This window comes from Streptomyces sp. NPDC037410, assembly GCF_055602235.1.
In genome coordinates this window covers 145,894-160,556 of record NZ_JBVJWR010000014.1, presented here as the reverse complement: position 1 = coordinate 160,556, position 14,663 = coordinate 145,894, and the positions used below count along the sequence as shown (strand labels likewise).

General features: G+C 70.9%; 13 protein-coding genes. 5 read left to right on the top strand and 8 right to left on the bottom strand.

The window, feature by feature from the left end; genetic code table 11:
* Positions 1-30 precede the first annotated feature (30 nt).
* Positions 31-978 (bottom strand): heme o synthase, encoded by a 948-nt coding sequence (locus ACZ7HT_RS23735; RefSeq protein ID WP_471169176.1) that lies wholly within the window; start codon positions 976-978, stop codon positions 31-33.
* 347 nt (positions 979-1,325) lie between these two features.
* On the opposite strand from ACZ7HT_RS23735, the gene tkt reads away from it, so the two are divergent.
* Genes tkt through pgl form a run of 5 tightly spaced genes read left to right on the top strand, consistent with a single transcriptional unit; the run spans position 1,326 to position 7,955 of the window.
* A complete protein-coding gene (gene tkt, locus ACZ7HT_RS23730; protein WP_471169173.1) occupies positions 1,326-3,428 on the top strand; it encodes a transketolase in 2,103 nt (700 codons plus the stop codon).
* Positions 3,429-3,464: 36 nt separating this feature from the next.
* Entirely contained in the window at positions 3,465-4,583 is a 1,119-nt protein-coding gene (tal, locus tag ACZ7HT_RS23725; RefSeq protein WP_471169170.1) for a transaldolase, read from the top strand.
* Positions 4,584-4,588: 5 nt separating this feature from the next.
* Positions 4,589-6,121, top strand: coding sequence for a glucose-6-phosphate dehydrogenase (gene zwf, locus ACZ7HT_RS23720; protein ID WP_116161614.1), 1,533 nt, complete (start codon positions 4,589-4,591; stop codon positions 6,119-6,121).
* Positions 6,118-7,176, top strand: coding sequence for a glucose-6-phosphate dehydrogenase assembly protein OpcA (opcA, locus tag ACZ7HT_RS23715; RefSeq protein ID WP_471169165.1), 1,059 nt, complete (start codon positions 6,118-6,120; stop codon positions 7,174-7,176). Before zwf ends, opcA begins: the two co-directional genes overlap by 4 nt.
* Positions 7,173-7,955, top strand: a complete 783-nt coding sequence (gene pgl / locus ACZ7HT_RS23710; RefSeq protein ID WP_471169163.1) for a 6-phosphogluconolactonase — start codon at positions 7,173-7,175, stop codon at positions 7,953-7,955. The genes opcA and pgl overlap by 4 nt, the downstream gene beginning before the upstream one ends.
* A 30-nt stretch (positions 7,956-7,985) precedes the next feature.
* On the opposite strand, the gene ACZ7HT_RS23705 is transcribed toward pgl, so the two are convergent.
* From ACZ7HT_RS23705 to ACZ7HT_RS23675, 7 genes are all read right to left on the bottom strand, one after another.
* A complete protein-coding gene (locus ACZ7HT_RS23705; RefSeq protein WP_471169160.1) occupies positions 7,986-9,542 on the bottom strand; it encodes a PH domain-containing protein in 1,557 nt (518 codons plus the stop codon).
* Positions 9,539-10,039 (bottom strand): PH domain-containing protein, encoded by a 501-nt coding sequence (locus tag ACZ7HT_RS23700; protein ID WP_471169156.1) that lies wholly within the window; start codon positions 10,037-10,039, stop codon positions 9,539-9,541. The genes ACZ7HT_RS23705 and ACZ7HT_RS23700 overlap by 4 nt, the downstream gene beginning before the upstream one ends.
* Positions 10,040-10,043: 4 nt before the next feature.
* Entirely contained in the window at positions 10,044-11,696 is a 1,653-nt protein-coding gene (pgi, locus tag ACZ7HT_RS23695) for a glucose-6-phosphate isomerase (RefSeq protein WP_471169337.1), read from the bottom strand.
* 169 nt (positions 11,697-11,865) lie between these two features.
* Positions 11,866-12,201 (bottom strand): RNA polymerase-binding protein RbpA, encoded by a 336-nt coding sequence (locus tag ACZ7HT_RS23690; protein ID WP_078908267.1) that lies wholly within the window; start codon positions 12,199-12,201, stop codon positions 11,866-11,868.
* Positions 12,202-12,278: 77 nt separating this feature from the next.
* Entirely contained in the window at positions 12,279-12,509 is a 231-nt protein-coding gene (secG, locus tag ACZ7HT_RS23685) for a preprotein translocase subunit SecG (protein ID WP_116161609.1), read from the bottom strand.
* A 97-nt stretch (positions 12,510-12,606) separates the two neighbouring features.
* Entirely contained in the window at positions 12,607-13,383 is a 777-nt protein-coding gene (gene tpiA, locus ACZ7HT_RS23680) for a triose-phosphate isomerase (protein WP_471169153.1), read from the bottom strand.
* Positions 13,384-13,390: 7 nt separating this feature from the next.
* Positions 13,391-14,602 carry a phosphoglycerate kinase gene (locus ACZ7HT_RS23675; protein WP_471169150.1) on the bottom strand — a complete coding sequence of 404 codons (1,212 nt, stop codon included), beginning with the start codon at positions 14,600-14,602 and terminating at the stop codon, positions 13,391-13,393.
* Between the last annotated feature and the right edge of the window lie 61 nt (positions 14,603-14,663).

The window sequence follows — 14,663 nt, the reverse complement described above, 5'->3', positions numbered from 1 at the left end:
GGCCGTCGGACCGGTCTGATCATCTGAGCGCTAGCGGAGGAAGGGGTCCACCGCGACGGCCACGAAGAGCAGGGAGACATAGGTGATGGACCAGTGGAAAAGGCGCATCTCCTTGAGCTTGGCGCCCGTCACCTCGGCCTTGGCGCGGTTGAGGAGCGCGTGCGCCTCCCAGAGCCACCAGCCGCCGGTGACCAGTGCCACCGCCGTGTAGAACCAGCCCGTGTAGCCGAGCGGGGTGAGCAGCAGGGACACGGCGACCATGACCCAGCTGTAGACCACGATCTGCTTGGCGACGACCTTGTTGGAGGCCAGGACCGGCAGCATGGGCACGCCCGCGCGTGCGTAGTCGTCCTTCACCTTCATGGACAGCGGCCAGTAGTGCGGCGGCGTCCAGAAGAAGATGACGAGGAAGAGGATGACCGCGGCCCACGACATCGAGTCGGTCACGGCCGACCAGCCGATGAGCACCGGGAGGCAGCCGGCGATGCCGCCCCAGACGATGTTCTGCGCGGTGCGCCGCTTGAGGATCATCGTGTAGACGACGACGTAGAAGAGGAGCGCGCCGAGCGAGAGGGCGGCGGACAGCCAGTTGACGAGCAGGCCGAACCAGAGCGTGGAGACCACGGCGAGGGTGAGGCCGAAGACCAGGCCCTCGCGCGGGGTGAGCACGCCGGTGACCAGCGGGCGCTGGGAGGTCCGGTCCATCAGGGCGTCGATGTCCCGGTCGATGTACATGTTCAGCGCGTTGGCGCCGCCCGCCGAGAGGTAGCCGCCGAAGCAGGTGGCGAGCACCAGCCAGAGGTTCGGCACACCCTGTTCGGCGAGGAACATCACCGGAACGGTCGTGATGAGCAGCAGTTCGATGATCCGCGGCTTGGTCAGCGCCACGAATGCCTTGACGCGGGCCCCGAACGGCCTATGGCCCCCCGGGCTGGGAGTCAAGACGACCCCTGCGGGTCGGGACTCGACGGCCGTCACGCACACCCCTGACAGAGAAATTCCCAGCAAGCCCCCCGCGTGAAGACCGGGTAAAGCTCGCACGTACCACGCCACTGTAGACGTTGCCCAGAGCCCGATCTTCGCGGGGGTGGGGTCGTGTTGGAGGGGTACGTCCCAAGGGGTGGACAGGTTCGGAGGCGGCTCCCGGCGCGGCTCGGCGGGCGAACTCCCACGACCACCGGCACTCTTGCTGTGTCCTTTCATTTCTCCGCTCATTTGAGGGGCATGGACACGAAAAGAGGGGCGTTCCGCGGGGGTAGGCTCGACAGCGCCGGTACACCCTCAGTCACCGGCTCAAGACATGTGGAGAGGAGCCCTGACCCAGGGTGAGCACTAAGCCGACCACCACAGACCTCGAGTGGACCGAGTTGGACCAGCGGGCCGTCGACACCGCCCGCATCCTGGCCGCGGACGCCGTACAGAAGGTCGGCAACGGCCATCCCGGTACGGCCATGAGCCTGGCGCCCGCCGCGTACACCCTCTTCCAGAAGGTGATGCGGCACGACCCCGCCGACCCCGAGTGGGTCGGTCGTGACCGGTTCGTCCTCTCCGCCGGGCACTCGTCCCTGACCCTCTACACCCAGCTGTACCTGGGTGGCTTCGGTCTCGAGCTGGACGACCTGAAGACCTTCCGCACCTGGGGCTCGAAGACCCCCGGTCACCCGGAGTACGGCCACACCGCCGGCGTCGAGACGACCACGGGCCCGCTGGGCCAGGGTGTCGCCAACGCCGTGGGCATGGCGATGGCCGCCCGCTACGAGCGCGGTCTGTTCGACCCGGAGGCCGCCACGGGCGCCTCTCCGTTCGACCACCGGATCTACGCGATCGCCGGTGACGGTTGCCTGCAGGAGGGCATCTCCGCGGAGGCGTCCTCGCTGGCCGGCCACCAGAAGCTCGGCAACCTGATCCTGCTGTGGGACGACAACCACATCTCGATCGAGGGCGACACCGAGACCGCCGTGTCCGAGGACACGATGAAGCGGTACGAGGCGTACGGCTGGCACGTCCAGCGTGTCGAGCCGCAGGCCAACGGCGACCTGGACCCGGCCGCGCTCTACGCGGCGATCAAGGCCGCCGAGGCCGAGACCGAGCGTCCGTCGTTCATCGCGATGCGCTCGATCATCGCCTGGCCCGCGCCGAACGCGCAGAACACCGAGGCCGCGCACGGCTCGGCGCTCGGCGACGAGGAGATCGCGGCCACCAAGCGCGTCCTGGGCTTCGACCCGGAGCAGACCTTCGAGGTCACCGACGAGGTCATCGCGCACACCCGCTCGCTCGGCGACCGCGGCCGCGAGGCCCGCGCCGCGTGGGAGAAGCAGCTCTCCGAGTGGCGTACGGCCAACCCGGAGCGGGCCGCCGAGTTCGACCGCATCGAGGCGAACGAGCTGCCGGCCGGCTGGGCCGAGAAGCTCCCGGTCTTCGAGGCCGGCAAGGGTGTCGCCACCCGTGCCGCGTCGGGCCAGGTCCTCCAGGCGCTCGGTGCGGTCATCCCGGAGCTGTGGGGCGGCTCGGCCGACCTCGCCGGTTCGAACAACACGACGATCGACAAGACCTCGTCGTTCCTGCCCGAGGGCAACCCGCTGCCGGAGGCCGACAAGTACGGCCGCACGATCCACTTCGGCATCCGCGAGCACTCCATGGCCGCGGAGATGAACGGCATCGCGCTGCACGGCAACACCCGCGTCTACGGCGGCACCTTCCTGGTGTTCTCCGACTACATGCGCAACGCCGTTCGCCTGTCGGCCCTGATGCACCTGCCCGTGACGTACGTCTGGACCCACGACTCGATCGGTCTGGGCGAGGACGGCCCGACGCACCAGCCGGTGGAGCACCTCGCCTCGCTGCGCGCGATCCCGGGTCTGAACGTGGTCCGTCCGGCCGACGCCAACGAGACCGCCCTCGCCTGGCGCGAGATCATGCAGCGCCACACCAAGGTCTTCGGCAAGGGCGCCCCGCACGGTCTGGCGCTGACCCGCCAGGGCGTGCCGACGTACGCCCCGAACGAGGACACGGTCAAGGGCGGCTACGTGCTGTTCGAGGCCGAAGGGCCCTCCGGGCAGAACACAGAGCCGCAGGTCGTGCTGATCGGCACGGGCTCCGAGGTGCACCTGGCCGTCGAGGCCCGCGTGCAGCTCCAGGCCGCCGGCGTCCCGACCCGCGTGGTCTCGATGCCGTCGGTGGAGTGGTTCGAGGAGCAGGACCAGGCGTACAAGGACTCCGTCCTGCCGCCGTCCGTCAAGGCCCGTGTCGCGGTCGAGGCCGGTATCGGTCTCACCTGGCACAAGTACGTCGGTGACGCCGGCCGCATCGTCTCGCTGGAGCACTTCGGCGCCTCGGCGGACGCGAAGGTCCTGTTCCGCGAGTTCGGGTTCACGCCGGAGGCGATCGTCGCCGCCGCGCGGGAATCTCTCGACGCCGTCGCGCGCTGACGCGAATACGTACGACTCAATGGAGATGCAACTCTCATGACAGACGCTCTCAAGCGCCTCTCCGACGAAGGCGTCGCGATCTGGCTGGACGACCTCTCGCGCAAGCGGATCACGTCCGGCAACCTGGCCGAGCTCATCGACCAGAGCCACGTGGTCGGTGTGACCACGAACCCGTCGATCTTCCAGAAGGCCATCTCCTCGGGTGACGGTTACGAGCAGCAGCTCGTCGACCTCGCCGCCCGCAAGGTGACCGTGGACGAGGCCATCCGCATGATCACGACGGCGGACGTCCGTGACGCCGCCGACATCCTGCGGCCGGTCTTCGACGCGACCGACGGCCAGGACGGCCGGGTCTCCATCGAGGTCGACCCCCGTCTCGCCCACGAGACGGCCGCCACCATCGCCGAGGCCAAGCAGCTGGCGTGGCTGGTGGACCGCCCCAACACCCTGATCAAGATCCCGGCCACCCAGGCGGGTCTGCCGGCGATCACCGAGGTCATCGGCCTCGGCATCAGCGTCAACGTCACGCTGATCTTCTCGCTGGAGCGCTACCGCGCGGTCATGGACGCCTACCTCGCCGGTCTGGAGAAGGCCCGCGAGCGCGGCCTCGACCTCTCCAAGATCCACTCGGTGGCCTCCTTCTTCGTGTCCCGCGTGGACACGGAGATCGACAAGCGCCTGGACGGCATCGGCACCGACGAGGCCAAGGCGCTCAAGGGCAAGGCCGCCCTGGCCAACGCCCGCCTGGCCTACGAGGCGTACGAGGAGGTCTTCTCCTCGGACCGCTGGGCCTCCCTCGACAAGGCGCAGGCCAACAAGCAGCGTCCGCTGTGGGCCTCGACCGGCGTCAAGGACCCGGCGTACAAGGACACCCTGTACGTCGTGGACCTGGTCGCCCCCGGCACGGTGAACACCATGCCGGAGGCCACCCTGGAGGCCACCGCCGACCACGGCGAGGTCACCGGAGACACCATCCGCGGCACGTACGAGCAGTCCCGCGCCGAGCTGGCGGCCGTCGAGAAGCTGGGCATCGGCTACGACGACGTCGTGCAGCTGCTGGAGGACGAGGGCGTCGAGAAGTTCGAGGCGTCCTGGAACGACCTGCTCAAGTCCACCGAGGCGGAGCTGGCGCGCCGCGGATCTTCGGAGGCGTAAGCACTTTGAGCGCAGTCCACGGAGCCAACCCGCTCCGTGACGCCGCAGACCGACGGCTCCCGCGCATCGCGGGGCCGTCGGGTCTGGTGATCTTCGGCGTCACGGGCGATTTGTCCCGTAAGAAGCTGATGCCCGCCGTCTACGACCTGGCCAACCGCGGCCTGCTGCCGCCGGGCTTCTCGCTCATCGGCTTCGCCCGCCGCGAATGGGCGGACGAGGACTTCGCGCAGGAGGTCTACGAGGCCGTCAAGCAGCACGCGCGCACCCCCTTCCGCGAGGAGGTGTGGCAGCAGCTGATCCAGGGCATGCGGTTCGTCCAGGGCGACTTCGACGACGACACGGCCTTCGAGCAGCTCAAGGCGACGATCGAGGAGCTCGACAAGGCGCAGGGCACGGGCGGCAACTTCGCCTTCTACCTGTCCGTGCCGCCGAAGTTCTTCGAGCTCGTCGTCCAGCAGCTCAAGAAGCACGGCCTGGCCGACCAGAAGGACGGCTCCTGGCGCCGCGCGGTCATCGAGAAGCCCTTCGGCCACGACCTGGTCTCCGCCAAGGAGCTCAACGAGGTCGTCCACGAGGTCTTCCCGCCCGACGCGGTCTTCCGGATCGACCACTACCTCGGCAAGGAGACCGTCCAGAACATCCTGGCGCTCCGCTTCGCCAACACCCTCTTCGAGCCGATCTGGAACCGGTCGTACGTCGACCACGTGCAGATCACCATGGCCGAGGACATCGGCATCGGCGGCCGCGCCGGCTACTACGACGGCATCGGCGCCGCCCGTGACGTCATCCAGAACCACCTGCTCCAGCTGCTCGCGCTGACCGCGATGGAGGAGCCCGCCTCCTTCGACGCCGACGCGCTGGCCGCCGAGAAGACCAAGGTCCTCGGCGCGGTGAAGCTGCCCAAGGACCTGGGCAAGTCCACGGTCCGCGGCCAGTACGCGGCCGGGTGGCAGGGCGGCGCGAAGGCCGTCGGCTACCTCCAGGAAGACGGCATCGACCCCCAGTCGAAGACCGACACCTACGCGGCCATCAAGCTGGAGATCGACAACCGCCGCTGGGCGGGCGTCCCGTTCTACCTGCGGACCGGCAAGCGCCTGGGCCGCCGCGTCACCGAGATCGCGGTCGTCTTCCAGCGCGCCCCGCACTCCCCCTTCGACCACACCGCGACCGAGGAGCTCGGCCGCAACGCCATCGTCATCCGGGTCCAGCCGGACGAGGGCGTGACGGTGCGGTTCGGCTCCAAGGTGCCCGGCACCCAGATGGAGATCCGGGACGTGTCGATGGACTTCGCGTACGGCGAGTCCTTCACGGAGTCCAGCCCCGAGGCGTACGAGCGGCTCATCCTCGACGTCCTGCTCGGCGACTCCAACCTCTTCCCGCGCGTCGAGGAGGTCGAGCTGTCCTGGAAGATCCTCGACCCGATCGAGCAGTTCTGGGACACGCACGGCAAGCCCGCGCAGTACCAGTCCGGGACCTGGGGTCCGGTCGAGGCGGACGAGATGCTCGCACGAGACGGCAGGAGCTGGCGCCGGCCATGAAGACCGACCTGACGGACACCACGTCCTCCAAGATCAACAAGGCGCTGGTGCTCGGGCGGCGGGCGATCGGCACGCCGGCCGTCGGCATGGTGCTCACCCTCGTGATCGTCACCGACGAGGAGAACGCCTACGACGCGCTCAAGGCGGCCAACGAGGCGTCCCGCGAGCACCCCTCGCGGACCCTCGTCGTCATCAAGCGGGTCTCGCGCACCCCGCGGGACCGCGCGCAGGCGCGGCTCGACGCCGAGGTCCGCCTCGGCGCCGACGCCAGCACCGGCGAGACGGTGGTGCTCCGGCTGTACGGCGAGGTCGTCGACCACGCCCAGTCGGTGGTGCTGCCGCTGCTCCTCCCGGACGCCCCCGTCGTCGTCTGGTGGCCGGTGAACGCGCCGTCCGACCCGGCGAACGACCCGCTGGGCGCGCTCGCCCAGCGGCGGGTGACCGACACGTACGCCGCCGAGCAGCCCATCCAGGAGCTGACCGCGCGCGCGGACGCGTACACCCCGGGCGACACGGACCTCTCGTGGACCCGGATCACCCCGTGGCGTTCGATGCTGGCCGCCGCGCTCGACCAGGTCGTCTGCGAGGTCACCTCGGCCGAGGTGGAGGGCGAGGAGTTCAACCCGAGCGTCGAGCTGCTCGCGATGTGGCTCGCGGACCGGCTGAAGGTGCCGGTGCGGCGCGCGAAGTCGGCCGGCCCCGGTCTCACCTCCGTACGGATGGAGACCAACGCGGGCCCGATCGTGCTCGACCGGCCGGACGGCTCGCTCGCGACGCTCTCCATAGAGGGCCAGCCGGACCGTGCCGTGGCGCTCAAGCGCCGTGACACGGCGGAGCTGATCGCGGAGGAGCTGCGCCGCCTCGACCCGGACGACACCTACGCGACGGCGCTGCGGTTCGGCCTTGAGCGGCTCGACGAGAAGGCGGCGACCACCGTCCCCGAGACCGTCGTGGAGACGGTCGTGGAGGACGTGGTGGAGGCCGTCGAGGAGACGGCCGCCGCGCCCAAGCCCGCTCCGAAGAAGGCCCCGGCCAAGAAGGCGGCGGCCAAGTGAGCACCCCTCAGCTGGTCGTCCACCGCGACAAGGAGCTGATGGCCGAGGCCGCCGCGGCCCGGCTCATCACGAAGATCGTGGACGCCCAGGCCGCCCGCGGCTCCGCCTCGGTCGTGCTGACCGGCGGCCGCAACGGCAACGGCCTGCTCGCGGCGCTCGGTTCGGCGCCCGCGCGGGACGCGGTCGACTGGTCGCGGCTCGACCTGTGGTGGGGCGACGAGCGGTACCTGCCCGAGGGCGACCCCGAGCGGAACGTCACCCAGGCCCGTGCGGCGCTGCTCGACCGCGTGCCGCTCGACCCGGCCCGGGTGCACGCCATGCCGGCCTCGGACGGGCCGTACGGCAGCGACGTCGACGCCGCCGCGGCCGCGTACGCGGAGGAGCTGGCCGCCGCCGCGGGTCCCGGTGACCATAGCGGGGTGCCGACCTTCGACGTGCTGATGCTGGGCGTCGGCCCGGACACGCACGTGGCCTCGCTCTTCCCTGAGCTGCCGGCGGTCCGCGAGACCGAGCGGACGGTGGTCGGGGTGCACGGCGCGCCGAAGCCCCCGCCGGTCCGGATCTCGCTGACCCTCCCGGCCATCCGGGCGGCGCACGAGGTGTGGCTGCTCGCGGCCGGCGAGGACAAGGCGAAGGCCGCGGCGATCGCGCTGTCGGGCGCGGGCGAGGTGCAGGCCCCGGCGGCCGGTGCCCGTGGCCGTTCGCGGACGCTGTGGCTGCTGGACGCGGCGGCCGCGTCGGAGCTGCCGCGGAGCATGTATCCGCCGGCTTCGGCCTGAGTCCCCGCACGGCTCGTACGGAGGCCCGGTTCACCTTTCGGTGGGCCGGGCCTCCGGCGTTTCCAGGGCTTCCGGTGCTACCGGCGCTCCAGGCGCTTCCGGCGTTTCCAGGAACGGTGCGAGGAGCCCCGGTACGGCCTCGGCGGCGAAGGCGAGGCCCTGGCTCTCGCCCGCGTCGAGCACGGCGTACGCACCCTCTCCCGCCGCCGTGGTGGCCGTGACGGTCAGGATGCCGGCGCGCCGCTGGACGTACGACTGCTTGACCGTCCAGCCGATGACGCCGGAGCGCTGGAGGGCGACCGTCCGGCGCCGGACACTGCCCGAACGGGCCACCAGCCAGTCGCCGCTGACGCCGTGTCCGAGGGAGCGGTACGCGTCGAGGGCGAGCAGCACCGCGACCGGCCCGAGGACGAGGGCGCAGCCGGCCGCCACGTACACCAGGACCGGCGTGAGGAAGAGGCCGAGGACGGCGAGGACCGCGGCGGGCCCGAGGACGCTCCCCAGGGCCCGGCGCAGCCGCCGGGCTCGCGCGGCCCGGGGGTGGGCGGCGAGGGGCCTCGCGGTCGGCGACCGCGGCTCGCGGAGCACCAGGGCGGCGACCCGCTCGGCCCGCTCCCGGGGCGCGGCGGGCAGCAGGTTCTTCAGGTCGGCGTGTTTGTCGTCGTCGTCCTGGGCGAGGCCGGTGGCGACGGCGTCGACGCGGGCGGCCCCGAACAGCCGTACGCCGAGCGGCTCGACGAGCTCGATGCCGCGCAGCCGGCGCTCTTCGAGGGTGACCGAGCGGGCGGTGAACAGGCCGCGGCGGACGCGGAGGGTGCCGCCGGGCTCGCGCTCCAGGCGGTAGTTCCACCACATCTCGATCCAGAGCCCGAGGGCGCCGACGGCCCCGGCGGCGGTGGCGAGCAGGACCAGGTCGGTGATCGCCCAGGTCAGGGAGGTGTCCCGGAAGCGGTCCCCTATCCAGTCGATGACCTCCGCCTGGGCGCCGAACCACTCGCTGACCTGGAGGACGGCCCCGGCGGCGGCGCCGCCGAGGGCGGGGGCGAGGAAGGAGACGGGGGCGTAGCGGATCCAGCGGGGGTCGAGGACGGCCAGGACGCTGTCGTGGCCCGGCTCCTCGGGGCCGGTCACGCGGGCGAGGAGCTCACGGCGGAGCCGCTCGCCCTCGGTGCGGGTGACGAGGTCGAGTTCGAGGGTGGACTCGCCGCCGGTGTGCTCGCCGGTGCCGATGCGGACCTTGACGAGGCCGAGGACGCGCTGGAGCGGGTTGGCGGTGAGGTCGACGCTGCGGATCCGCTCGCGGGCCAGGGAGCGGCGCTTGAGCAGCAGGAGCCCGGTGTGGAGGTCGACCCTCTCGATGCCCACGCGGTAGCGGGTGCGGCGCAGCCGGACCCAGTCGACGGCCGTGCCGCCGAGGACGAGCAGCGCGGCGCCGGCGAGGACCCAGGCGACGGCCTGCCACAGGGGCCGGCCGCCCGAGAGGCCGGCCACGGCCGGGAGGGCCGCGCCGCCGGCCACCCCGCAGAGGACGGCGGCGCCGGCGAGCAGGGTGCGCGGGTCGAGCCGCCGCCACTCCCCCTCGCTCATGTGGCGTCCCCGGGGGTGGCCCGGGTGATGAGGGTGAGCCGCTCGGCGAGCTCGGCGGCGAGCTCGTGGTCGAGGCCCTCGATGCGGATCGCCCCCTTGGAGGAGGCGGTGGTGACGGTGACGGTGGCCAGCCGGAACGTCTGCTCCAGCGGCCCTCGTACGGTGTCGACCGTCTGGATCCGGGACATCGGGGCGATCCGCCACTCCTGCCAGAAGGCGCCGGTCCGCACGTAGACGGCCTCGTCGGTGACCTCCCAGCGGTGCACCCGGAACCACCAGGCGGGGAGGAGCGCGGTGCAGCCGAGGCCGAGGACCGCCACGGCCCCGGCCGCGAGCAGCAGCCAGGACCGGGCGGGCCCGATCAGCGCCCCGAGCACGGCCAGGACCGCCGCCGGGACGGCGGTGGTCACGAGCAGCCGGGTCCGCCACCAGGTGACGGCCCGCCGGTCGACGGCGTTCCTCGGCGGCCGCAGCCGTACCGCGTCCTCCCCCCTCATCCGGTTACCGGCCGCGCAGCGAGCGGTAGGCCGAGACGAGTCCGGCGGTGGAGCTGTCGAGCTGCTCGGCCCCCTCGCCCCCGGTCAGGACCGGCTCGATCTTCTTGGCGAGGACCTTGCCGAGCTCGACGCCCCACTGGTCGAAGGAGTCGATGTTCCAGATCGCGCCCTGGACGAAGACCTTGTGCTCGTAGAGCGCGACCAGCTGGCCGAGGACGGACGGGGTGAGCGCGTCGGCCAGGATCGTGGTCGTCGGGTGGTTGCCCTGGAAGGTCTTGTGCGGGACGAGCTCCTCGGCGACGCCCTCGGCCCGTACCTCCTCGGGCGTCTTGCCGAAGGCGAGCGCCTGGGTCTGGGCGAAGAAGTTGGCCATGAGCAGGTCGTGCTGGGCGACGAGCCCGGGCAGCAGGTCCTCGACGGGCCGGGCGAAGCCGATGAAGTCGGCGGGGATGACCTTGGTGCCCTGGTGGATCAACTGGTAGTAGGCGTGCTGCCCGTTGGTGCCGGGGGTGCCCCAGACGACGGGTCCGGTCTGCCAGTCGACCCGGTTGCCCTGGCGGTCCACCGACTTGCCGTTGGACTCCATGTCGAGCTGCTGGAGGTAGGCGGTGAACTTCGACAGGTAGTGGGAGTACGGCAGGACGGCGTGCGACTGGGCGTCGAAGAAGGCGCCGTACCAGACGCCGAGGAGGCCGAGCAGCAGCGGCGCGTTCTCCTCGGGCGGGGCGGTGCGGAAGTGCTCGTCGACGAGGTGGAAGCCGTCGAGCATCTCGCGGAAGCGCTCCGGGCCGATGCCGATCATCAGGGAGAGGCCGATGGCGGAGTCGTACGAGTAGCGGCCGCCGACCCAGTCCCAGAAGCCGAACATGTTCGCCGTGTCGATGCCGAACTCCTCGACCTTCCCGGCGTTGGTCGAGAGGGCCACGAAGTGCTTGGCGACGGCCTCCTGGCCGGCGCGCAGCCCGGTGAGGAGCCAGTTCCGCGCGGAGGTGGCGTTGGTGATCGTCTCGATGGTGGTGAAGGTCTTCGAGGCGACGACGAAGAGCGTCTCGGCGGGGTCGAGGTCGCGGACGGCCTCGTGGAGGTCGGCGCCGTCGACGTTGGAGACGAAACGGAACGTCAGATCCCGCTGGGTGTAGGAGCGCAGGACCTCGTAGGCCATGGCGGGGCCGAGGTCGGAGCCGCCGATGCCGATGTTGACGATGTTCTTGACGGGCCGTCCGGTGTGGCCGGTCCACTCGCCCGCGCGGACCCTGTCGGAGAAGGCGGCCATCTTGTCGAGGACGGCGTGCACTTCGGGGACGACGTTCTCGCCGTCGACCTCGATGACGGCCTCGCGGGGGGCGCGCAGCGCGGTGTGGAGGACCGCCCGGTCCTCGGTGGTGTTGATCTTCTCGCCGCGGAACATGGCGTCGCGGAGCTCGGCGACACCGGTGACGGCGGCCAGCTCGCGCAGCAGGGTCAGCGTCTCGTCGGTGACGAGGTGCTTGGAATAGTCCAGATAGAGGTCGCCGACGCGCAGGGTGTAGCCGGTGCCGCGCTCCGGTTCGGCCGCGAACAGTTCACGCAGACGGGTCTCGCCCAGCTGCTCACGGTGCTTGCCGAGGGCCGCCCACTCGGGCAGCCGGTTGAGCCTCGTACGGCCTTCGCTGGTCATCTCGGATTCGCCCACTTCTTCTCCATACTGCTTGTCTGCCCCGCTGCACCCCCCAACCTAATTGATCTGGGGGACGGTCGACGCGAAGGCGGGCGTGAACGCCGAACGGGCCCCGCCCGCGAACCAGGTTCGCGGGCGGGGCCCGTTCGTCACACCGTCACACCACGCTTCAGATCTCGCCGCGCAGCTTGGCCAGCGCCTCGGCGAGGATGGCCTCGCCGTCCGCGTCGCTGCGGCGCTCACGCACATAGGCGAGGTGGGTCTTGTACGGCTCCGTGCGCGGCGGGTCCGGCGGGTTGTCCCGGTCCTGACCTGCCGGGAAGCCGCAGCGCGGGCAGTCCCAGGTATCCGGGACCGCCGCGTCGCTGGCGAAGCTCGGCTGCGTCTCGTGCCCGTTCGAGCACCAGAAGGAGATGCGGAGGCGCGGTGCCGACTCGCCCCGCTCGGCCTCCCCCATCGGCCCCGCTCCGACCCGGCTTCCCCGGATCGCGTTGCCACTTGCCACGGTCGTAACTCCCTGCGTGATGGTGCTCGAAGATGCCCCAGTCTACGTAAGGCCCAACGCGCGTCCAGTGATTGGAGTTACCGGTCCAACTTCATCAGCAGACCAAGTACCACAATGCAGGAGAACCAGCACAGACCGACCACGACCGTGATCCGGTCCAGGTTCCGCTCGGCGACCGAGGAGCCGCCCACGGAGGACTGCATGCCGCCACCGAACATGTCGGAGAGGCCGCCGCCCTTTCCCTTGTGCATCAGCACGAGCAGCATCAGCAGCGCGCTGAAGATGATCAGGGCGATCGAGAACCCCATAACCACGGCTGGACCAACTTCCTCGGACTTATACGGACGGGGGCCGGGCACCTGCCCGACCCCCGCAAGGGTACGACGTAACTCCGCTACCGCATACTCACTGGTCGCGGAAGCGCACGATCTTGACGAACTCGTCGGCGTCCAGTGCCGCGCCGCCCACCAGGGCGCCGTCGACGTCCGGCTGCGCCATGATCGCGGCGACGTTCCCGGCCTTGACCGAGCCGCCGTACTGGATGCGGACCTTGTCGGCCAGCTCCTGCGAGTACAGCTCCGCGAGGCGGCCGCGGATCGCCCCGCAGACCTCCTGGGCGTCGTCCGGGGTGGCGACCTCGCCGGTGCCGATGGCCCACACCGGCTCGTACGCGATCACGATCGTCTCGGCCTGCTCGGCCGGGACGTCCTTCAGGCCGCCGTCGAGCTGGGCCAGGGTGTACTCGACCTGGTTGCCCGCCTTGCGGACGTCGAGGCCCTCGCCGACGCAGAGGATCGGGGTCACGCCGTGCTTGAAGGCGGCCTTCACCTTGGCGTTGCAGACCTCGTCGTTCTCGGCGTGGTACTGGCGGCGCTCGGAGTGGCCGACGGCGACGTAGGCGCACTTCAGCTTCGACAGCATCAGGCCCGAGATCTCGCCGGTGTAGGCACCGGAGTCGTGCTCCGAGATGTCCTGCGCGCCGTACTTGATCTTGAGCTTGTCGCCGTCGACCAGGGTCTGGACGGACCGCAGGTCGGTGAAGGGGACCAGGACCGCGACCTCACAGGCGTCGTAGTCCTTGTCGTTCAGGGCGAAGGCGAGCTTCTGGACGTGGGCGATGGCCTCGAGGTGGTTGAGGTTCATCTTCCAGTTGCCCGCCATCAGCGGGGTGCGGGTGCTCATAAGGGGTTCAGTCCTCCAGTGCGGCGAGGCCGGGAAGCGTCTTGCCCTCGAGGTATTCGAGGGAGGCGCCGCCGCCGGTCGAGATGTGGCCGAATGCGTTCTCGTCGAAGCCCAGGGTGCGGACGGCCGCGGCGGAGTCGCCACCGCCGACGACCGTGAAGGCCGGGGAGTCGACGAGCGCCTGGGCGACGGCCCTGGTGCCCTCGGCGAAGTCGGGGTGCTCGAAGACGCCCATCGGCCCGTTCCAGAAGACGGTGGCCGCGTCGGCGAGCTTCGAGGCGTACAGCGCGGAGGTCGCGGGGCCGATGTCCAGGCCCATCCGGCCGGCCGGCATGGCGTCCGCGGCGACGACGACGTGGTCGGTCGGGGCCTTGGTCTTCATGTCGGGGAACCCGGAAGCGACCACGACGTCGACGGGGAGCACGAACTCCACGCCGGACGCCTCGGCCCGCTTCAGGTACTCCTGGACCACCGGGATCTGGTCCTCCTGGAGCAGCGAGCCGCCGACCTCGTGGCCCTGGGCCTTGAGGAAGGTGAAGACCATGCCGCCGCCGACGAGGATGCGGTCGGCCTTCTCCAGGAGGTGGTCGATCACGCCGAGCTTGTCGGAGACCTTGGAGCCGCCGAGCACGACCGCGTACGGCCGCCGGACGTCCTCGGTGAGCTTCTTCAGGACGCCGACCTCGGTGGCGATGAGGTGGCCGGCGTAGTGCGGGAGGCGGGCCGGGAGGTCGAAGACCGAGGCGTGCTTGCGGTGCACGGCGCCGAAGCCGTCACCGACGTAGACGTCGGCGAGGGCGGCCAGCCGGTCCGCGAAGGCGCCGCGCTCGGCGTCGTCCTTCGAGGTCTCGCCGGCGTTGAAGCGGAGGTTCTCGATGACGGCCACCTGGCCGTCGGCGAGCCCGGCGACCGTGGTGGTGGCCGAGTCGCCGACCGTGTCGGTCGCGAAGGCCACGTCGGCGCCGAGCAGCTCGCCGAGGCGGGCGGCGGCCGGGGCGAGGGAGAAGGCCGGGTCCGGGGCGCCCTTGGGGCGGCCCAGGTGCGAGGCGACCACGACGCGGGCGCCGGCGTCGGCGAGCGCCTTGACCGTGGGGACGACGGCGCGGATGCGGCCGTCGTCGGTGATGGTGGTGCCGTCGAGCGGCACGTTGAGGTCGGCGCGGACGAACACGCGCCTTCCTTCGACGCCCTCGTGGAGAAGCTCGTCGATGGTCTTCATCTGTTAACAGACTCCTTGGTACGGGGTGGAGCACACAAACAGGGCTCGCACAGCGCGGCAT

Excerpts from the sequence above, each read along its gene's own strand:
- tal (WP_471169170.1), top strand. The coding sequence starts at position 3,465 with ATGACAGACGCTCTCAAGCGCCTCTCCGACGAAGGCGTCGCGATCTGG.
- opcA (WP_471169165.1), top strand. The coding sequence starts at position 6,118 with ATGAAGACCGACCTGACGGACACCACGTCCTCCAAGATCAACAAGGCG.
- ACZ7HT_RS23705 (WP_471169160.1), bottom strand. The coding sequence starts at position 9,542 with ATGAGCGAGGGGGAGTGGCGGCGGCTCGACCCGCGCACCCTGCTCGCC.
- ACZ7HT_RS23700 (WP_471169156.1), bottom strand. The coding sequence starts at position 10,039 with ATGAGGGGGGAGGACGCGGTACGGCTGCGGCCGCCGAGGAACGCCGTC.
- pgi (WP_471169337.1), bottom strand. The coding sequence starts at position 11,696 with ATGACCAGCGAAGGCCGTACGAGGCTCAACCGGCTGCCCGAGTGGGCG.
- secG (WP_116161609.1), bottom strand. The coding sequence starts at position 12,509 with ATGGGGTTCTCGATCGCCCTGATCATCTTCAGCGCGCTGCTGATGCTG.
- tpiA (WP_471169153.1), bottom strand. The coding sequence starts at position 13,383 with ATGAGCACCCGCACCCCGCTGATGGCGGGCAACTGGAAGATGAACCTC.
- ACZ7HT_RS23675 (WP_471169150.1), bottom strand. The coding sequence starts at position 14,602 with ATGAAGACCATCGACGAGCTTCTCCACGAGGGCGTCGAAGGAAGGCGC.